This window comes from uncultured Gilvimarinus sp., from assembly GCF_963975215.1.
Lineage (GTDB): Bacteria > Pseudomonadota > Gammaproteobacteria > Pseudomonadales > Cellvibrionaceae > Gilvimarinus.
This window is the reverse complement of the sequence record NZ_CAXBFW010000024.1, coordinates 1-18,630: the sequence shown is the minus strand read 5'-3', so window position 1 is coordinate 18,630 and position 18,630 is coordinate 1. Positions and strand designations below refer to the sequence as shown.

Sequence of the window (18,630 nt, the reverse complement as noted above, 5' to 3'; positions counted from 1 at the left end):
ATTCACTCCCGTTAAAATTCGACTTCTGCCAACAACGGCGCGTGATCTGATAGCCGTGACCAGGGTTTACTGGACAGCACGATCGGCATATGGGTCTCGGCGCCGCGCACATAAATTCGATCAAGCCGCAACAGCGGAAAAAGCGCCGGAAACGTGCGCGGTGGCTTACCGTAAGCCTCGGTAAAAATCTCTTGCATTCCGGCGCGCTCTTTCAAAATCGCCTGAGATTTTTGCCGCCAATCATTAAAATCACCGGCCACAATAACGGCCTCGTTTTTGGGGATGGCATTGACGTGATCAACCAGCTGCTGCAATTGAATTTGCCGGTGCGGCTCACGCAAGCTTAAATGCACACAAATAGCGTGCAGTGGGTGGCCCGCCTCGGTTTCGATTTGGCAGTGCAGTAAACCGCGCTTTTCAATACCGTTAAGAGAAATGTCCCAGTTATCCCAGCTCTTGATGGGGTGCTTGCTGAGCAGGGCATTACCGTGGTGCCCTTCTTGGTACACTGCGTTGCGGCCATAGGCAAAATCCTGCCAAATCTCATCGGCCAAAAACTCGTACTGTGGCTGCTCGGGCCAGAGCTCGGCGTGGCGCTCCGACCAGCTTTGGTGTTCGCCCTGAACCTCTTGCAAAAACACTAAATCGGCCGATACCAAACGCACCGCATCGCGCAACTCGTGCAACATAAACTTGCGGTTAAACGTGGTAAAACCCTTGTGTGTATTGACCGTTAGGATCTTTAAACAGGCCACTCCATCCCCCCAGAACACGGCAATCTTTACACGCGTATTGCAAATAACACACGCAAACCAAGCGAATTAGCGGCTAGCGCCGACAAATACCGCAGAATAAAGGTTATTGCAGGAATGATGCCGACTCGCGGCGGGGAAGCGCAAGGCAGTCAAGAAGGGGAGTAAACTTCACAGTAGCGGGTTGCAAGGCGCCTTTAGCTCCAGCGCCGATATGCCCAGCCCCCCCCCGCGAGAATAGCTGCGGTAAAAACGCCACTAACAGCGGCGGCAAGCAGGACCCAGTTTTGTGCGCCCAAGCCACTCAGCAACGCCGCCACCGCCGCCCACGGAAACACCAACGCCACCGCCAGCGACACAACCACCGCGACAATAGCGTTGGCCCACAGCAACCGGCGCCGACTGACCGGCGCCGGCAGGCGCGCCATTACCGCCTCGGTAAAGCCGTCGTCATCAAGGTAGGGCTCAGGTTCAGCGAGCGTCTGCTCCAGCCATGTGTCCAGTTTATCCGCGCTCATTGCACACCTCATACTGCCAATCCTGCAGTATCGATTTGAGTTTAGCCTTTCCACGCAATACGTGGGATTTGATCGTGCCCAAAGGTAACTGCATCAGTTGTGCCGCCTCGTCATTGCTGTAGCCTAAACGATAGGTTAAGTGCAGCGCCTCGCGCTGTGGGGCGCTTAGCTGGCTTAGGGCGCGGTTTAAATCGCGTGCCTCAAGCCCGGGGCCGTCGCTCAACTGCTGGGCCTGGGTGCGCTCCACCAGCTCACTGTCGGGCTCGGGAATCTTGCGCCGGTAATGGCTCATTAAACTGTTGCGCGCAATTTGGTATAACCAGGTAAAAAACGCCGACTGGCCCTTAAAGCTCGCCAGTGCGTGGTGCGCCTTAATAAAGGCATCCTGCGCGATATCGTCGGCCAGCGCATAGTCGCCGCCGCACTGCTGGCGCAGTGCTTGGCGCAAGCGCGACTGATAACGCAGCACCAACTGGCTAAAGGCGTGGCGATCCTGGGCTTTAACCGCGCGCTGAATAAGGATCTCGTCACTGAGTTCCATCGTCTGTTTAGTCGCCCAACCGCTGCTGCTCGGCCCGCGCATCTTGCCAGAGCTTGTAGTTAACCGCGCCCATAGCAATGGGGATCAACGCCAGCGCCGCCACATCCAGGCCGCTCGCAAAAAACAGTGCGACAAACGCCGCTCCGCCCACCCACAACAGATACAAGCTGCGCCGGTACAAAGGGTCGCCCCCGGCTGTACTGGCCGCGCCGGTAAACAGCGCCTCGGGCACCGGCTGGCCGCTTTCGATCAGGCGGTTGATAATTTCCAGCTGCAGCTGCTTGCGCTTGTGCAGGCTGAACATCAAGATCCCGAGGCACAGCACGGGGGTAGAAAACACCATAAAAATCGCAAGTAATGGCACCAGATCGTTCACGGCTGACTCCTTTGTCTCTCGAACGCAGCCCCAATCAGGCTAGCGAATATCAATAACTACACAATAGACGCCAGCCCGCCGAAAATAGATGCAGCCACACAAAATGAACCCCCAGAACCAAAAAAACCACCCGAAGGTGGTTTTTTTTGCAGAGCGGGGAGAGTTTACTCCATCTCTTCCAGCTCTTTGCCTTTGGTCTCGCGCACCATAAAGATCACAAAGAACACCGACAGCGCAGCAAAGAAGGTATAAATACCGTAAGCCGCCGACAGGCCAATACCGGCCAGCAAAATCGGGAAGCTCCAGGTAATCAGGAAGTTTGCCAACCACTGCGCCAAACCGGCCACCGCCAGGCCAGAGCCACGAATCTGGTTGGGGAACATCTCGCCCAACATAATCCACACCACCGGGCCCCAGGACAGGTTAAACAAAAACACATAGATGTTGGCACCAAAAAGGGCCAACAGGCCAGAGTCGTCCGACAACTGCAAGTTGCCCGCCGCATCTACCGGCGCACCGGCAAAGGCGTAGGCAACCACACCCAGACTGATGGCCATACCGGCCGAGCCAAACCACAACAGTGGCTTACGGCCAATTTTGTCCACCAAAAAGAAGGTAATAAAGCAGGCGGCAATACTGATGCTACCGGACAATACGTTTACCAACAGTGCTTGGCTCTCAGTAAAGCCCGCGGCCTCCCACAGTACGGCACCGTAGTAAAACACCACGTTAATGCCCACAAACTGCTGCAAAATCGCCAAACCAAGACCAATCCACACCACGGGGCGCACTTTGCCAGCGGCTTTATCAATCAGATCCGAGAAGCGCGGACGGTGATGATCGGCGGCCATAGAGTCGGCAATTTCGGTCAGCTTAGTGGTACCATCGACCGAACCATACAAGCGCACCAGTACCTGGCGAGCTTTCTCGGTTTTGCCTGAGGCCACCAAAAAGCGGGGGCTCTCCGGGATCGCCAACAGCGCGATAAAGAAGATACCGGCCGGAATCAGCTCAACCCAGAACATCCAGCGCCAGGTCTCGTAGCCCATCCAGAACTCAGCGGTCGAGCCGCCGGCCGACTCGGCCAAAAAGTAGTTGCTAAAGAAAGAAGCCGTCAAGCCCGAGATAATGGCAATTTGCTGTACCGAGGTGAGCATACCGCGATAGCGCGCCAGCGCCACCTCACTGATATAAGCCGGTGCCATCACCGAGGCGGCACCCACGGCCAGGCCGCCCAAAATGCGGTACACAACAAACTCGCCGGTCGAGCCGGCCACACCCGAGCCCCAGGCCGAGATAATAAACAGCACGGATGACACAATCAGCAGCGCCTTACGGCCGTAGCGATCGGCCAGACGGCCCGCAAACAACGCACCGGCGGCACAACCAAGCAGCATCGAGGAGACGCTAAAGCCGGTACCGGCCGACTCCGAGTCAAAGGCGATTTGTAAGCCCTTAACCGTACCGTTGATAACACCACTGTCATAACCGAACAGGAAACCGCCAATCGTGGCGATCACGCTGATAAAAATAATAAATCCTGTACTGCCCTGATCAGAGCTGACTGAATTGTTCATGGAGGATACCTAGTTTATTAATTATGTAATAAGCGCCATATGGGCATCGCGCTTTTTGTGGCTCGGGCCGAACATGCCGGCGGACACGCACAGATCATAAACACTATAGATTCGCGCCACAAGCGCCGAAACACGTAAAACACCCGTTTGAGCCAGTTACTACGCGCTTATAGTCAATAATACCCTAAGTTGTTGGGGTTTGAGTAGTGGGGTGGGAGAGATTGGGTTGTTTCGGCTACTTGTTTGGGCTTATTCAGGCACATACTCACACCCACTATTAATATTACTATGGCCACTGAGTTTTAAGCACCTCCAGGCCTCCTTACAAACCCTAACACTCGCTAATACACCCAGGCTTGTGACGTTATCCTGCTCTTGGTTATTCTCATTGTATTTGCCCATCCATTAAGCTGATCAGCCAAAGCATCGGTTAGCTCTTGGTATAGGCCGCAACAACGCTTTTAAACACCCACAACAAAAGATAATACAAATGAGCAATAGTCCTGCAGTTTCGATGACTTTAAACAATAAACCGCACTTTGAAATACTGGACGGCTTACGGGGTTTAGCCGCGGTAGTGGTGGTGATTTTTCACTTTATGGAGATTGTCGTTCCCGACTTTAGCCGTATTTGGGTTGCCCATGGTTTTTTGGCGGTCGACTTCTTCTTTTGTTTATCAGGTTTTGTTATCGCCTACGCCTACGATACCCGGATAGCCGGCATGGGCTTGCTCAGCTTTATCAAAGTACGGCTAATACGTTTACAACCGCTGGTGGTTATAGGCTCTATTTTAGGTTTACTGACCTTTTTGTTTGACCCTTACAGCAACTTGTACGCTGTGTACGGCTTTAAAGAGACAGCCACGCTCTTTATAACCTCGGCTTTGTTAATACCTTACCCGGTGATGCCGGAGCGTTATTTTAATCTGTTTAATTTAAACGCCCCCAGCTGGTCGTTATTTTGGGAATACGTTGCCAACTTTTTGTACGCCACAATTTTATTTAAGCTCACTAGAAAGATATTAGCCCCGTTGGTTGTGCTGGCGGCTGCCGGGCTTTTTTATGTAGGCTGGAGCTCGGGTAACTTACTCGGCGGCTGGAGTGGCGGCACCTTCTTTGACGGTATGGCTCGTATTTCTTTCTCATTTTTAATGGGTATGCTGGTTTACCGCTCAAACTGGATTATTAAAAATAAACTAGGCCTGCTCGGCATGAGCGGTTTATTAATGTTGGCTTTTTTAACGCCTTATAACGAGCAGTGGAACTGGTTAATTGAGCCGCTTTTGGTGGTGTTTTACTTTCCACTGCTGGTGTCACTGGGCGCCGGTGCAAGCTTATCCAGCAGCCATCATAAAATTAACAAGCTCTCTGGTGACATCTCTTACCCGCTGTATATGACGCATTACCCATTTTTATGGGTGTTTGCCAATTATGTAGTAACCGAGCAACCCGGCACCGCCGAGTTACGTTGGGTAATACCCGCCTCTGTGATTTCACTTATCGCTCTGTCTTATGTGGTTGCCAAGTTTGTCGACTTGCCCATACGCCGTTACTTAAGCAAAAAACGAAGCCATTAGGTTTTTGCAGTTGTGGAATTGGGCCCGGAGAACGGAGACGACTGTATTCTATTTTGCGAAATAAAAACCAGGTGGTAATAGCTACGCCGAGAGCCGGACGGCTCTCAGGCGATACCCGCAGGCGTTAAAACCAAAACGAGAAGTACAGCCGGATGACGTTGGCATCAAAGGCGTAGAGCTCTTCTTCACCTACGGCGGCCTCGGTATCTAACACATTGCGGAAGTTGTCGTAATCAAACTGAAAGTGATCCCAGTAGAGATTTGCCGTGCTTTTCTCAAACACCGATAACCAGCGCTGGGGCATGGTGTAGGTAACGCCCAAACCAAAACTGCCGGAGCTGAATTCACTTAGCTCTTTATCGCGGGCCATAAAGTTTTGCGCGTTGCGGTAGGGGAATAAATCCGAGTAAAAGTCGGCCTGAGTTTGGCTGTAGCTGCGGTACTTTGCCTCTAGCAGTAAATCAGAGCCGATGCTGTGTAGGTAACGCACTTCAAAATCGCGGGCGGCAATGCCCCAGCTGTCGTCGTGGTAACGCGCATCGCCGCGTATTGAGGCGCGCCAGGGCAGGTAGTAAATACCGCGCAAGCTAAAGGCGTCGGAATTGCGCGTTAGCGGATAAACTTCGCTCTGGTAGCTGTAACCCCGGGGTGCGCTGGAATCTTTATAGCGCACCTGGCGGTAGGGGTTGTTTAAAAAGCCTTCGTCTATCACAGACTCAAAGCTAAAGACTGCAATCAGTGATTTCGTTAGGATCTGCGATATATTAAATTGATAGCGATAATTTTTAGCGGTGGCCGAGAAAGTCTCGTTGCCGTTAACGCCCACATAGTTGCTGCTAAAGCTCAGCCCCATGCTGATGGTGGTTAAGTCGCCAAAAAATGTTTGGCTAATGCCGGTGCTTACTGTTTCTGAGCGGTAATCGCTCTCGGTACTCTCGGAGTAATTTAAATTCATGAGCGTACTGTCGTGCAGGTAATCGACGCCCACAGAGTACTCGGTGCGCTCTTCGCTGTATTCACTGGCGGTCGCCAACACATCAATAGACGCACTGGAGACCATATCCACATAGTAACCCGCCGAGACCGAGACGGTATCGGCGATATTTTTGCGCACCAACATCGAGGGGCCGTCGATGGTGGCGCCGCCACCGTCGTAACTGTGGTACATCACGTCCAGCCGATCCGGTGGTAATACCTCGGCGACCGCCACCAGCGGTAGCAGCAGCGCCCAGAGCGCGACGACACGCATTACGTTTTTAGTTACAGCCACAGCCGCCTCCGCCGCTACCTTCGGCACCGCGCGAGGCCTCGCGCGCTTCGTACACATGGTTTAAATAACCGCTGGCAATCGGGTCGCGGTCAAAACTCATCACCTCGTCGGCCAGGTGCTGACGCTCGTAGGGTTTTACCCAGGGCGTACAGGCACACAGGCTAAAGGCCAGCAACACGAGGCCCAAACGAGCGGCGGTGGCACTGATCATTCGCGAATCAACTCTTTCACTTGCGCGCGGTATTTTTCTTCGTCGCCGCTGCGATAGCCGCGGTTAACGTAACGCACTAGGCCATCGCGATCGATAACCACGGTGGTGGGCATCGCATCAATATCGTACGCTTTGCTGGCGCTGCTTTCGGGATCGTACAAAATGGGGAAGCCAACCCCCAGATCTTTAATCAGTTTATCGCCGGCGGTTGCATCGGGCTCGACATTTACCCCGTACAATACAAAACCGGCGCTCTCGTAGCGCTGATGCAATTCATCCAGTAGCGGCATCTCTTTGCGGCACGGGGCACACCAGCTGGCCCAAAAATTTAGCATCACCACCTGGCCGCGCTGCTCGGCCAGGCGCACGTTGTCGCCCTGATTACTTTTTAAGGTAAAGTCGGGCGCCGCGGCACCTACCATCTCACTATTGGCCGCCTGGGCCACCAGGAAAAATTGCCCCAACAGCACAGCGCTAAGCGCGAGCGATTTAAAGGGTTTAGATAAAACGTTTAACACCACTGACATGATTACTCCTAGAAAAATACCGACAGGCCAAGGCGGCCTTCAAAGTTATTGGTTTGCCGGCTCTCACCAAACAGCTCGTGGCTAAACAGGTGATCGCGCATACCGATATCAACGGCAAACATATCGGTTAAATAAATTTTATAGCCCGCCCCCAACGAGTAAGTGGCGTAGCGATTGGCCGCAAACTCGGTATTGCCCGCGCCGGCGGTTAGGTAAAAATGCGTGTTAAAGGCCAGGTTGCGGCTCATAAACACCTGCCCCGGAAACAGCTTGTAACCAACGGCTAAGCTGTAATAGCTGTAGTCGCGCTCGTCGTCTGTAAGTAGCTCGACCGCGCCGCTTAATAACTCGTAGCTGGTTTTTTGCGCTTCGCTGCTGCCGTAAATAGCCTCGACAAAAAAGTCTTCGTTAATGTGGTAGGCAAGGCTTAAGCCCAGCACCGCATTGCTGCCAAAGTCTTCGATGCCCAGCACGCCAACATAGCCGCCCACCTCAAAGTTTTCCGTGTCGAGCATATCTTCATCGATGTGACGCCGCTCGATATCAGCGCCGACGATGGGCTCTAGCGGGTCGTCCTCTTGCGCCAGCGCTACCGCCGGCCCAAACAGCGCCGTTAAAACCAGTGCCTTTAGAAAAAGGCGTTGAAGCCAACTCGCCATTCCGAAACCTCTTCGTTGTTTTCGCGTGTGGTCAGCAGGTGATGGTTGCGGTACTCAACGCGCAGAAAAAACCGGCGCGACAAATACACATAGGTGCCAAGGCTTGCCTGTAGTACCGGATCTTCACGGTCTTCGGTATCAACCAAAGTGGCGCTGGGGCTTACTTTAATGGTGCCGCCGCCAATGCGTAAAAACGGCGATACCCGCCACTCCGGAAAGGGCTGATGCAACAGCCCCAGCGCCATTACCTCACTGTCCGAGTAACGGCCAGCCTGCTGTGAATAATCGGCCTCGAGGGTGAAGTTGCGGGTAAAGCGATACCCCAGGCTCAAACCCACCGAGTCGGCCCCGCCAAAATCGCCCAGCGCGGCGCCCACCTCAAAGCGGCCCACCACGGCATCGGAGCGATACTCGTCGACAAAATCCGGCGCCAGGCCATCGGGGCCCAGGGTGTATTGCATTTGGTCGCGCTTAACCCAGCCCTCCAGGCCCCGCTCGGTGGCAATTTTAATCCAGCCGGCGCGGCTTTTTAGCAGGGTAATAGGCTCGCCGTTTTCCAGCGCATGAAACACCGGGTAACCACGCCCGGGGCCGGTGTAAACATCGATATAGGCGTTATTAACGGTGACGACCAGAGCCGGCTCGTCGTCAAACCAGCCGGCGCTGGCGGGCAGTGACCAACCGGCCAACAGCAGCCACAGTAGCGTCCAGGCGTGTGCCGCGGCGGGCTTAAAGGTTACGCGTTTAACCATTACTCGGGCACATCAAATGGGTTGTTATAATATTGAGCCCCGATATCCAGCCACTCGGCCAGCATTTTGCGCTCGGCGTCGTTAATCAGGCCGCGATGATCAAACGTATCTTCCATGGGGTCAAACTCAGTAAATCGGCTAAAAAACCGGCTGCTGGCAAAAGCGCCACCGGGCGACATAATACGATCAATCGCAACGCGCTCAAAAATCGGAATCGGGTTGCCTTCGGCGTCCAGTATCAGCTCGCCGTCTTCATCGGCCTCAAACTCACCGGTGGGGATTAACAGCTCCTGCAGCACCCCGTCCACCAGCTCTAACTCAAAGCGGGTGCGCAACAGCTGCGAGTACGACAGCATTTGCCCGTTGTCCGCCTCGGTCGCGCTTAAGTCTAACTGGCCGGCGGGAATCTGCACAAGGCCGTCGGCGTCCGCCGGGCTGTGACAGCTGCTGCAGGTGTTATCGGCCAATACGCTGTTATCGGCGGCGCGCTCGATGCGCGGTAGATCCCACAGCGGCTGAATATGATCGGGGTAATTAATGGTTACCCGGCAGGGCATGCTCCACTGTTGCTGACACGCGGCCGTAGCCGGCACCCGCGCCGGGTCGGGCCCCTCGGCCAACTCGCTGTAACGCACCGCAAAGCTTGGGTCTTTGTCGCGCACGGCGGGGTCCGTCCAGACATCGCGGTAAACTAAATCCACCTGCGGCCGGGGCGTACCCGCAATGCGGGCGTACACTTCGGCCATGGTTTCGCCCATCTCGGCCACATACGCCGGCTCGGTGTTATCAAACGGCAAGCCGCTGGTAGGGGCGCCGGTATTGAGCGGGGCGGGGCCAACGTCCAAACGGCCGTGGGGCACTTGCGAGTCGCGCTGGTGGCAGCCGTTGCACTGGTAAACCTCACCGGGGCGCAGCTGCAGCCAATTTTGGTGGCGCGGGCTAATGCGCATGCCGTTGGCGTCCAACACCGAGATAGTAAAGGCCACATCGGCGGGCACCGCGGCGCGCACCGAGCCATCGGGCTCTACCGGCACGTAGCCGATAATCTCTTTCATGCCCTGGGCGCTGCTAACACCAAAGGCGCTGCCGGGCACTTGTTTAATCTCGCGCGGCGGTTGGGATACCGCGCCCACCAAGCGCAAAAAGCGCGCGGGGCGATCGGCCGCCAACGTTTGCCCCGGATCGCGCAATGTCTCGATACCCGCTTCGCTGGTATCGGCGCCGTCCAAATCGTACACGCTGCGAATATCCAAAATCCCCAGGCCCTCGGCAGCCAGCGCGGGGATAGTCGCGCCGCCCCCGGCGGCGGCCGGCTGACGCGGCTCCAGCGTTACCAAATCGGTGTAAACCACATCCTCAGCGGGCACCAGCACCGGCTGCTGGGTACTGTCATCCAGGTTATAAATAAACAAACCAAACACCGGTGGCGCCGCCTCATGGCCGGCCTCGGTCTGCTCATCGGTGCAGGGTACGTAGCGCGATTCGTCGCTGCCCTCTTCGACAACCTCCAGGCGGCACTGGCTCCAGCTAACCAGCAGGCGGTTGGTGCCATCGCGCAGGGGCGTCAGGGCCGAAAAGTAACCGTGGCGCGACAGGCTGCCATCGATGGTGACCGGCAGTACGGTTAGCGGCTCGATGGCCTCGCCCTCGGTGCCAAGCACGGTCTGATCGTCTTCGACGTACTCGTCGGTATCGATGCTTACCAGGTCGCCGCCAAACAATGCATCGGCCGGTTTGTAAATACCCACCAACCGGCCATCGGGCATCAGCTCTGGGTTAAATAACCATGGCGTATCCTGACCAACCCGGGTGTGGTAGCCGTAGTGGGGCCGCACCTCGGTGCCGTTGGGGTTTATGGTGTAATAGCTCACCCGGTTATTGCGGTAACTGTCGGCGCGGGTGTAAAGCACGCGGCCATCGGCGCGCACCAGTGGGTCCCAATCGTGCCCTTGGTTAAACGAGATCTGACGAATATCCTCGCCGGCGGCGGTCATCGAGTGCAGCACAAACGCCGGGCCATCGCCCGCTTCGCTCTCGGCGGCGTACTGTGGTTTGTTGGAGTCGAGCAGCAAGGCGCGGCTGCGTGTTTGGCGGTTGGATGAAAAAACGATGCGACCACCGGGCAAATAGCGCGGCGAGATATCATCGGCCTCTTCAGCGACGATATCCGAGCTAATCACCCGGCGCAGCACCCGGCTGGGCAGGTGGTACTCCCAGATATTCCAGGTGGGTTGCTCGTCGTCGTCGGCGCCTTCAATTTCGGGCGCGCGCATGGCAAACAGCAACCGGCTGCCGTTGGGGTGTGAGGTTAGATCTTTAACATCGTATTCAGCGCCGTCGGCAAAGGCCTGATCGGTAACGTTTATAGCGTCGGCATCATTGGTGGCGCGGATTTTAACCATCAGGCGCGCACCGGGGCTAAAGCCATCGCGCGCCACAGGGGTTAACGGCAGCAACTGGCCGGCGTCATCCCGCGGCAGGGGGCGCTCGATGTAGGCAATGGGGATATCTTTAACCACTGGGTCGGGCGGCTGCCCGGAGCCACTTAAGCCCGTGTCACTGCCGCCACCGCCACAGCCAGTCAACAGCGTCGCCAAAAGGGCACCGGGTAAAATGCGACGCCAAGCGTTCATCGACGAAAGCGGCGGGAGCGTTACAGCGTGCTTTATCATTAACCGTCCTAGCTGTATACAAATACAAAAGCGGCATTATCCAAAAGCCGCAACAATAAATCGTTGTCGCCAGTCACGCTGTAAGTGCCGGCTTAAAGGCTGCTCGCCCCTATCTGAGCAAACATTTGCTATGATCTTGCTCATTATGTGATTGGGTAGACACAGGCGCCCAATCGAATAACACAGGCCGACCTACGAATCCGCATATAATTACTAGATTAAAACACAAACCCGGCAACCACCACAGCCTCAAATCATTGGAGCCCTGCATGTCGCTCTGTTCGCCCCCCAGCTTACGCCCTGGCGCCTTAGCCCTTGGGTTAAGCTTACTTGCTGCCACGGCCACCGCCGGCCCTCGCGAGCAAGCGCTAACCATTCACTCGCGCATAGCAGGGGTGCCGCCCAGTACCCAAGTGCTGACGCAAATGAGCGATTTGATTGAGGCCGGCAACACCGCTCAGGCGGTGCGCATCGCCATGGACAACGACGGCTTTTACCGCGCCACCTTGCAAACCTGGATAACCCCCTGGACCAACCGCGAGATGACCGCCTTTGCGCCACTGAATGACTACACCGCCACGGTGATGGGGCTGATTCGCGACGAGGCAGACTTTCGCGATGTGTTAGTGGCCGATGTGCTCTACACCGGCGCCGACAGCCTTGGCCTACCGCCCTACAGCAGCAGTAACAATGAGCATTACCAAGCGCTGCAGCAAAGCAGCGCGCCGCTGGGCAGCTCGTTGGTGCGCCGCACGCAATCGCAAATAAGCGAGGTGCCGGCCCACGCCACCGCGGGGGTTATTACCAGCCGCGCCGCAGCCAAAGCGTTTTTTGTCGCCGGTACTAACCGCGCCATGTTCCGTTTTACCCTGCTCAATCATTTGTGCCGCGATTTAGAGCAAGTGCACGACGTCACCCGCACGCCCGATCGCATTCGTCAGGACGTAAGCCGCAGCCCCGGCGGCGACAGCCGGGTATTTTTAAACAACTGCGTAGGCTGCCACGCGGGTATGGACCCAATGGCCCAGGCGTTTGCCTATTACGATTACGAGTACAACGCCGCCACCGACCCGGACGCCGAGAATGGCGCGATCCACTACAACACCGACGGCGACATCGACCCGGCCAGCGGCAACCGCACCGAGGCCAAATACCACATCAACGCCAGCACCTTTGCCCCGGGCTACGTTACCCCCAACAACCAGTGGCAAAACTACTGGCGCGAGGGGCCCAACGCCATTCTCGCGTGGGACCCAACCCTCGAAGGCAGCGGCACCGGCGCTAAAAGCTTAGGCCGCGAGCTTGCCAACTCGGGCGCCTTTGCCAGCTGTCAGGTAGAAAAGGTGTTTACCCAGGTGTGCCTGCGCAAACCCGGCAACGCCGCCGACCGCGCCCTGGTGAGCGATGCCACCGCAGCCTTTGCCGCCAGTGGCTACAACTTAAAACAGGTGTTTATCGACACCGCCAACTACTGCAAGGGTGAATAACATGGCGGCCGCGATACACACAGCAAAAACCACTTTACCGCTCTGGCTTGCGGGCCTGTTAAGCACTGCGCTACTGGCCGGTTGTGGCTCGGGCAGCGGGCAGGCCACCACGCCCAACGTCAAACCCGACGACGGCGAAGACACCAGCCGCCCCGGCGTTGTTTACAACGGCCCGGCGCCGCTGACCGACGATATCCAAAACTTTAAATTGTATGTATGGGACAACTTAGCGCTTGACGACCGCTGCGGCAGTTGCCACGTAGTGGGCGGCAACAGCCCAATGTTTGTGCGCACCGACGATATCAACCAGGCCTACCAAGCGGCCGTACCCCTGGTGGATTTACACACCCCGGTACTGTCGCGCATGGTGAGCAAAGTGGCCGGCGGCCACAATTGCTGGCTCGATAGCGACACCGCCTGCACCGATATTGTCACCGGCTACATTACCGAGTGGGCAGCGGCGGCCGGCAGCATCAGCAACGAGATCGTGCTCACCGCGCCCGAGATTAAAGAAGTGGGCGGCAGCAAAAACTTTCCGGCAGACAACAGCGACTACGCCGCTACCGTGTACCCGCTGCTAAATCAATTTTGCAGCAGCTGCCACGCCGAGAGCGCCCCCTTAATGCAACAGCCGTTTATCGGCAGCAGCGATGTGCAAGTCTCTTACGAGGCGGCCCGCAGCCGCATGCGGCTAGACGCCCCGGCCAACTCGCGCTTGGTAGAGCGCTTAGCGCAAGAGTCGCACAATTGCTGGAGCAACTCCTGCACCAACGACGCGCAAACCATGGCCGATGCCATCGCCGCGTTTGCCAATATGGTGCCGGTCACCGAAGTAGACCCCGAGCTTGTTACCAGTAAAGCGCTGCAACTGGCCGACGGCAGCGTAGCCAGCGCCAACGGCCGCGCCGACAACTACATTATTGCCCGCTACGAGTTTAAAACCGGCAGCGGCGCCATCGCCTACGACACCAGCGGCGTTAACCCCGCCGCCGACTTAACCCTGTATGGCGACGTCGATTGGATGTCCAGCTGGGGCCTGCGCTTTAACGACGGCAAAGCCCAAGCCTCGACCCAAACCAGCCGCAAGCTATTTGATCAAATCAGCAGCACCGGCGAGTACGCCATCGAGGCGTGGGTGATTCCGTCCAACGTCAGCCAGGAGGACGCCCGCATCGTCAGCTACTCGGGCAGCACCGAGGTGCGCAACTTTGCGCTGGACCAAAACCTATACAACTACACCCACTACCACCGCAGCTCTAGCACCAACAGCAACGGCATGCCGGCCATCGTTACGGCCGATGCCGACGAGCGCGCTCAAGCCAGCTTGCAGCACGTGGTGGTCACCTTTGACCCAGTCAATGGCCGGCGCATTTACGTCGACGGTGAATTTACCGGCGACGCCGACCCAAGCGCCACCGGCAACCTCAACGAGTGGGACTCCAGCTACGCCCTGGTGGTAGGTAACGAGGTGTCATCCAACCGTACCTGGAACGGCGCGCTGCGCTTTTTGGCGGTGCACAACCGCGCGTTATCGGCCCAGTCCATCCGCGACAACTTTGAGGCCGGGGTAGGCGAGACTTACTACCTGCTGTTTAGTATTAGCGAGCTAATCGATGTGGCCGATGCCTATATTGTGTTTCAGGCGCAGCAGTTTGACGATTACAGCTACCTGTTTAGCGAGCCGTTTTTTACCCGCCTGAGCGACGACCCCATCCCCACCGTGCCGGTTAAAGGTATTCGCATAGGCGTTAACGGCCGCGAGGCGATTGTCGGCCAGGTGTTTGCCGCGCTCGATACCGAAATCAACGCCGCCGACTACGCGAACGGGCAACAGCCTCTGTCGCGCCAGGGCGCCGTGCTGGCGTTAGAGCAGGGCAGTGACCTGGACACCTTCTTTTTAACCTTCGACCAACTGGGCGAGCACCGCTTTGCCCGGGTCGAGGCCGAGCCACCGGCGCCACAGCCGCCGGCGGATATTGCCGATCAGCCCAGCCTCGGCATTAAAAGCTTTGCCAGCATCAACGCCTCGCTGGCCGCCATGACCGGCATCAGCCACAGCAATGCGGCGGTGCAAGCCACCTACCAAAAAGTCGAGCAACAACTGCCCACCACCAGCGCGCTGGATACGTTTGTGGCGGCGCAGCAAATGGGCATTACGCAATTGTCGGTGGCCTACTGCAACGCACTGGTCAACGATACCGCCAGGCGCGCAGCGTTTTTCCCGGGCTTTGATTTCTCGCAAGTGCCCGGCGCCGTGTTTAGCGCCAACGGCCGCAATCAGATTATCGACCCACTGTTAAACGCGCTGGTCGCCGCCGAGGTTAACGGCAGCTCGCTGGCCAATCAGGCCAACCCGGCCAATACTCGGGCCGAACTAAACAACCTGATCGATACCATGACTGTGTGCTCGGGCGGCTGTAACGCCGAGCGCACCGCCACCACCGTCAAAGCCACCTGCGCCGCCGCCTTGGGCAGCGCCATTATGCTAGTTCACTAACGGAGCAGACAGCCTTATGAGTAAATACCGCGCGCCTCTGCATCCGGATGCACCGCTTAAACTTAACAGCCACCACCGGCCCATTAGCCGGCGCGACTTAATCGCCCAGGGCTTTCGCACCGGCGGCGCTACCTTAACCGGCGCCTCGCTGCTAACGCTGTTGGCCGGCAACGCCAATGCCGCGCTGTCACCCGATATTAACGCCATGCGCCAAGCCTGCGGCATTGCCAGCCAGGGCGCGGGTAAAATCCCGTTTATTTGTTTTGATCTCGCCGGCGGCGCCAATATTGCCGGCTCTAACGTGTTAGTGGGTGGCGCCGGCGGGCAGCTCGATACGCTATCGGCCAGCGGCTACACCAAGCAGGGCCTGCCCGGCGATATGACGCCCGACAGCAGCACCGGCGATTTTGTTAATCGCGATTTAGGCCTCGCCTTTCACACCGACAGCGGCATGCTGCGCGGCATTTTAGAGCGCGTAGCCCCGGCTACCGCCGCCGCCATTAACGGCGCGGTGATTCCCGCCCGCTCCGAAAACGACACCGGCAACAACCCCCACAACCCCATGTACGGCATTAACCGCGCCGGCGCCAACGGCTCGCTGTTGTCATTAATCGGCTCGCGCGCCAGCGACTCGGGCGGCAACTCTATGGCGCCCTCAATGCTTATCAACCCCGAGGCGCGCCCCACCAAAGTCGACCGCCCCAGCGACGTGACAGGCTTAGTGGAGGTGGGCGATTTGGTGAGTTTGCTCAGCCAATCCGATACCGTGGCGGTGATGGAATCCATGGTGCGCTTAAGCAACGCCAAACTGGGCGCGGTGGATACCGGCAGCAACCGCGATGCCGCGCTTAAAGAGTTAATGCGCTGCGGCTACGTAAAAAGCGCCGATTTAGCCGACCGCTTTGGCAACCCCGCCGCCATCGACCCCATTGCCGATGCCGATATCGTCGGCCCCGGCGGCATTTTTAGCTTTGACGAGTTTGATAACGACAGCGAGTTTCGCAAAACCGCCTCGGTGATGAAGCTGGTGATGAGCGGCTACGCCGGCGCCGGCACCATTACCATGGGCGGCTACGATTACCACACCGGCGATCGATCCACCGGTGAGATTCGCGATTTGCGCGCCGGTCGCTGCATCGGCGCCTGTTTAGAATACGCCGCCCGCATGGGCGTACCGGTTATGATCTACGTATTCTCCGACGGCTCAGTGTTCTCCAACGGCATGCTCGATGAATCCGCCGAAGGCCGCGGTAAAGGCGTCTGGACCGGCGACAACCAACAAACCGCCGCGTCCTACTTTTTGGTGTACAACCCAGGCGGCCGGCCCACTATTTTAGGTGGCTCGGCTGCCGCCCAAGCCGCGCACCAACAGCTGGGCTTTATGCGCCCCAGCGGCGATGTCGAAACCGCCTCCAGCCCGGCGGCCAATAACGTAAACTTATTGGTCGAGACCTTAGTGCTGAATTATATGGCACTGCACGGCGAGCAAAATTTGTTTTCTACGTTGTTTCCGCAACACGGGCTGGGGAATGCCACGGCGTTGGATCGGATGACGGCGATGAATCCGATTTGTGATGGAACGATTGGGAATTTGGTTTAGGGGGATCGGGGAACGGTTTACGGATAACGGGGAACGAGGTTTTTAAAAGTCGCGTGATGTAATCCTCTACATCGTATCCTGGGCTTTTGTATACCGTCATCTCGGGCTCAGATCCCGGGATCCAGTGACTTCGACTTTTTAAGTTGCTATACGACTTACATCGATACAATCTTCTACCTGGGTGCGCTCTGTCGCCGCGCGGGCGAAGCACTTTTCTGCTTGTCCAGAAAAGTACTCAAAAGAGGACACCCCGGCACCTCAGCCCTCGGCAACTGCTCCTGCGTTGCTCTATTCAGCTACATCCCTGTAGCGATTCGGGTCCCCTCGCTCCAGCCGATTTTAGCGGGCCGCATTGACAGGCCGTCCCTGGCCTGACAATGCTTGCGCAAATGTCCTATTTGCTTACCCCCTAAAATAGGCCTGCGCTCGGCTGGTTGCAGGGGAAATGTGTACCGTGCGAGATTTAGGCTTTATTCCAAGAAAAATAAAAATCAGACAAATCCAAACCATTGTTATCCGAAGTTCTATAAATTTTGGTGGGGCAGTGTTAATTTCAGGTTAGTATGCATTTTTGAGTGTCATTATGATTAATAAAATAACATCATTTTTTGCTTTATTTTTATTTTCTAGCCTAAGTTACTCTGAAGAATATGCGTTAGGTTTTGTGTCTGATGTGTCTTTTATTTATCCGAAAATATCCAGTTTTCAGGATATAAATAAAGAAGCCGCGAGTAAGTATATTTTAAGGTTGAAAGGCGCTCTCGATGCCTATGATCTTGGTGTGAGTAATAATGATATTAAAGATATTTCACGTAAAGGTTGTGATGTTGAGGGTCTGTATTTTTTTTTAAGGTACCAGGAAAAAGTGGCTGGAGATATAATGTTATGCCTTTCGTCGAGCTGTGAAAGTCATGAAACAAATCGCATTAAATATAATATTGCATCAGACCGAACATCTAAAAAATTAAGTGAGTGTACAAAGGCTCTTGACTTAAATTAAAACATCAATGAAATATAGTGGAAAATCAACCATTCTGACTCTATTGATAAAAAATATAGAACGACTCTGACCCCTTCGATTAAAAAAGGGCGTCGACTCTGGTAATCTATCGTCACTATTATTCTGGAGCGTTCGATGTCTGAAGACCCTTTAAAAACCTTGTCCGACCAAATAACTGAGGCTCACACTAAGATTCAGCAAGCTCATCAACACATCAACCCAGTGGTTGAGGTACGCCGTGGCTTGCGCGATACCGGTATTCCCGCCGATGTTATGACGGTTGATTGCTTGCGTACCCGCCGCCGCATTATGTTGATACTGCATGATGGAGAGCCGGGCACGCTGCTGTATCAGTTTGCAAGCTTGGATGAAGAAGCTGGTGACGAGTTTCAGCGCAAGAGTTTGTCTGAGGTGGGGGTTGATGTGTTGTATGACTGGATGCGGGATTATTTCTCTGACGAGCCTCAATTGAAGAATCATTAAGAAGTGATCACTTGCGAATCATACAGAACGCGAAAAACATTAGAGTTAGGCCTTACATTTCAATATAAGTTGTAAGACCTCGTATATTGACCATGCCGATGATAGTCAGGATGATACCCCTGATGCAGCGGC

17 protein-coding genes are annotated in these 18,630 nt (G+C 55.9%); 6 read left to right on the top strand and 11 right to left on the bottom strand.

Annotated elements, in window-relative coordinates:
- Positions 1 to 11 precede the first annotated feature (11 nt).
- From AAC019_RS14015 to AAC019_RS13995, 5 genes are all read right to left on the bottom strand, one after another.
- A complete protein-coding gene (locus AAC019_RS14015; protein ID WP_339899674.1) occupies positions 12 to 755 on the bottom strand; it encodes an endonuclease/exonuclease/phosphatase family protein in 744 nt (247 codons plus the stop codon).
- A 194-nt stretch (positions 756 to 949) separates the two neighbouring features.
- The gene (locus tag AAC019_RS14010) at positions 950 to 1,270 is read right to left on the bottom strand and encodes a hypothetical protein (protein WP_339899672.1); all 321 of its coding nucleotides are present in this window, start codon (positions 1,268 to 1,270) and stop codon (positions 950 to 952) included.
- Positions 1,257 to 1,811 carry a sigma-70 family RNA polymerase sigma factor gene (locus AAC019_RS14005; RefSeq protein WP_339899670.1) on the bottom strand — a complete coding sequence of 185 codons (555 nt, stop codon included), beginning with the start codon at positions 1,809 to 1,811 and terminating at the stop codon, positions 1,257 to 1,259. Before AAC019_RS14005 ends, AAC019_RS14010 begins: the two co-directional genes overlap by 14 nt.
- A gap of 7 nt (positions 1,812 to 1,818) precedes the next feature.
- Positions 1,819 to 2,187 (bottom strand): DUF6249 domain-containing protein, encoded by a 369-nt coding sequence (locus tag AAC019_RS14000; RefSeq protein WP_339899669.1) that lies wholly within the window; start codon positions 2,185 to 2,187, stop codon positions 1,819 to 1,821.
- Between the two features lie 164 nt (positions 2,188 to 2,351).
- Entirely contained in the window at positions 2,352 to 3,764 is a 1,413-nt protein-coding gene (locus tag AAC019_RS13995) for a sugar porter family MFS transporter (protein WP_339899668.1), read from the bottom strand.
- A gap of 490 nt (positions 3,765 to 4,254) precedes the next feature.
- Between AAC019_RS13995 and AAC019_RS13990 the strand changes: the two genes are divergently transcribed.
- The gene (locus AAC019_RS13990; protein WP_339899667.1) at positions 4,255 to 5,340 is read left to right on the top strand and encodes an acyltransferase; all 1,086 of its coding nucleotides are present in this window, start codon (positions 4,255 to 4,257) and stop codon (positions 5,338 to 5,340) included.
- A gap of 124 nt (positions 5,341 to 5,464) precedes the next feature.
- Here AAC019_RS13990 and AAC019_RS13985 read toward each other — a convergent pair whose 3' ends face one another.
- The 6 genes from AAC019_RS13985 to AAC019_RS13960 are packed head-to-tail and all read right to left on the bottom strand — an operon-like array spanning position 5,465 to position 11,431.
- On the bottom strand, positions 5,465 to 6,610 hold the full coding sequence (locus AAC019_RS13985; protein ID WP_339899665.1) for a DUF3570 domain-containing protein: 1,146 nt from the start codon (positions 6,608 to 6,610) through the stop codon (positions 5,465 to 5,467).
- The gene (locus AAC019_RS13980; RefSeq protein WP_339899664.1) at positions 6,597 to 6,821 is read right to left on the bottom strand and encodes a DUF4266 domain-containing protein; all 225 of its coding nucleotides are present in this window, start codon (positions 6,819 to 6,821) and stop codon (positions 6,597 to 6,599) included. The genes AAC019_RS13985 and AAC019_RS13980 overlap by 14 nt, the downstream gene beginning before the upstream one ends.
- Positions 6,818 to 7,348, bottom strand: coding sequence for a TlpA disulfide reductase family protein (locus tag AAC019_RS13975; RefSeq protein ID WP_339899662.1), 531 nt, complete (start codon positions 7,346 to 7,348; stop codon positions 6,818 to 6,820). Before AAC019_RS13975 ends, AAC019_RS13980 begins: the two co-directional genes overlap by 4 nt.
- Positions 7,349 to 7,356: 8 nt before the next feature.
- The gene (locus AAC019_RS13970; RefSeq protein ID WP_339899661.1) at positions 7,357 to 8,007 is read right to left on the bottom strand and encodes an outer membrane beta-barrel domain-containing protein; all 651 of its coding nucleotides are present in this window, start codon (positions 8,005 to 8,007) and stop codon (positions 7,357 to 7,359) included.
- Complete coding sequence (locus AAC019_RS13965; protein ID WP_339899659.1) at positions 7,977 to 8,759, bottom strand: SH3 domain-containing protein; 783 nt, start codon at positions 8,757 to 8,759, stop codon at positions 7,977 to 7,979. The genes AAC019_RS13970 and AAC019_RS13965 overlap by 31 nt, the downstream gene beginning before the upstream one ends.
- Positions 8,759 to 11,431, bottom strand: coding sequence for a hypothetical protein (locus tag AAC019_RS13960; RefSeq protein WP_339899658.1), 2,673 nt, complete (start codon positions 11,429 to 11,431; stop codon positions 8,759 to 8,761). Before AAC019_RS13960 ends, AAC019_RS13965 begins: the two co-directional genes overlap by 1 nt.
- A gap of 269 nt (positions 11,432 to 11,700) precedes the next feature.
- Here AAC019_RS13960 and AAC019_RS13955 point away from each other — a divergent pair, with 269 nt between their 5' ends.
- From AAC019_RS13955 to AAC019_RS13935, 5 genes are all read left to right on the top strand, one after another.
- On the top strand, positions 11,701 to 12,918 hold the full coding sequence (locus AAC019_RS13955; protein ID WP_339899657.1) for a hypothetical protein: 1,218 nt from the start codon (positions 11,701 to 11,703) through the stop codon (positions 12,916 to 12,918).
- A 1-nt stretch (position 12,919) separates the two neighbouring features.
- Positions 12,920 to 15,415, top strand: coding sequence for a LamG domain-containing protein (locus tag AAC019_RS13950; protein WP_339899655.1), 2,496 nt, complete (start codon positions 12,920 to 12,922; stop codon positions 15,413 to 15,415).
- Between the two features lie 16 nt (positions 15,416 to 15,431).
- A complete protein-coding gene (locus tag AAC019_RS13945; protein WP_339899653.1) occupies positions 15,432 to 17,015 on the top strand; it encodes a hypothetical protein in 1,584 nt (527 codons plus the stop codon).
- A gap of 583 nt (positions 17,016 to 17,598) precedes the next feature.
- Positions 17,599 to 18,015 (top strand): hypothetical protein, encoded by a 417-nt coding sequence (locus tag AAC019_RS13940; protein ID WP_339899651.1) that lies wholly within the window; start codon positions 17,599 to 17,601, stop codon positions 18,013 to 18,015.
- Positions 18,016 to 18,150: 135 nt separating this feature from the next.
- Positions 18,151 to 18,498, top strand: a complete 348-nt coding sequence (locus tag AAC019_RS13935; RefSeq protein ID WP_339899649.1) for a hypothetical protein — start codon at positions 18,151 to 18,153, stop codon at positions 18,496 to 18,498.
- Positions 18,499 to 18,630 lie beyond the last annotated feature (132 nt).

Coding starts and splice junctions, on each gene's coding strand:
- AAC019_RS13955 (WP_339899657.1), top strand. CDS start 11,701: ATGTCGCTCTGTTCGCCCCCCAGCTTACGCCCTGGCGCCTTAGCCCTT.
- AAC019_RS14010 (WP_339899672.1), bottom strand. CDS start 1,270: ATGAGCGCGGATAAACTGGACACATGGCTGGAGCAGACGCTCGCTGAA.
- AAC019_RS13945 (WP_339899653.1), top strand. CDS start 15,432: ATGAGTAAATACCGCGCGCCTCTGCATCCGGATGCACCGCTTAAACTT.
- AAC019_RS13970 (WP_339899661.1), bottom strand. CDS start 8,007: ATGGCGAGTTGGCTTCAACGCCTTTTTCTAAAGGCACTGGTTTTAACG.
- AAC019_RS13960 (WP_339899658.1), bottom strand. CDS start 11,431: ATGATAAAGCACGCTGTAACGCTCCCGCCGCTTTCGTCGATGAACGCT.
- AAC019_RS13995 (WP_339899668.1), bottom strand. CDS start 3,764: ATGAACAATTCAGTCAGCTCTGATCAGGGCAGTACAGGATTTATTATT.
- AAC019_RS13990 (WP_339899667.1), top strand. CDS start 4,255: ATGAGCAATAGTCCTGCAGTTTCGATGACTTTAAACAATAAACCGCAC.
- AAC019_RS13950 (WP_339899655.1), top strand. CDS start 12,920: ATGGCGGCCGCGATACACACAGCAAAAACCACTTTACCGCTCTGGCTT.
- AAC019_RS13965 (WP_339899659.1), bottom strand. CDS start 8,759: ATGGTTAAACGCGTAACCTTTAAGCCCGCCGCGGCACACGCCTGGACG.
- AAC019_RS13935 (WP_339899649.1), top strand. CDS start 18,151: ATGTCTGAAGACCCTTTAAAAACCTTGTCCGACCAAATAACTGAGGCT.
- AAC019_RS13980 (WP_339899664.1), bottom strand. CDS start 6,821: ATGATCAGTGCCACCGCCGCTCGTTTGGGCCTCGTGTTGCTGGCCTTT.
- AAC019_RS14005 (WP_339899670.1), bottom strand. CDS start 1,811: ATGGAACTCAGTGACGAGATCCTTATTCAGCGCGCGGTTAAAGCCCAG.
- AAC019_RS13975 (WP_339899662.1), bottom strand. CDS start 7,348: ATGTCAGTGGTGTTAAACGTTTTATCTAAACCCTTTAAATCGCTCGCG.
- AAC019_RS13940 (WP_339899651.1), top strand. CDS start 17,599: ATGATTAATAAAATAACATCATTTTTTGCTTTATTTTTATTTTCTAGC.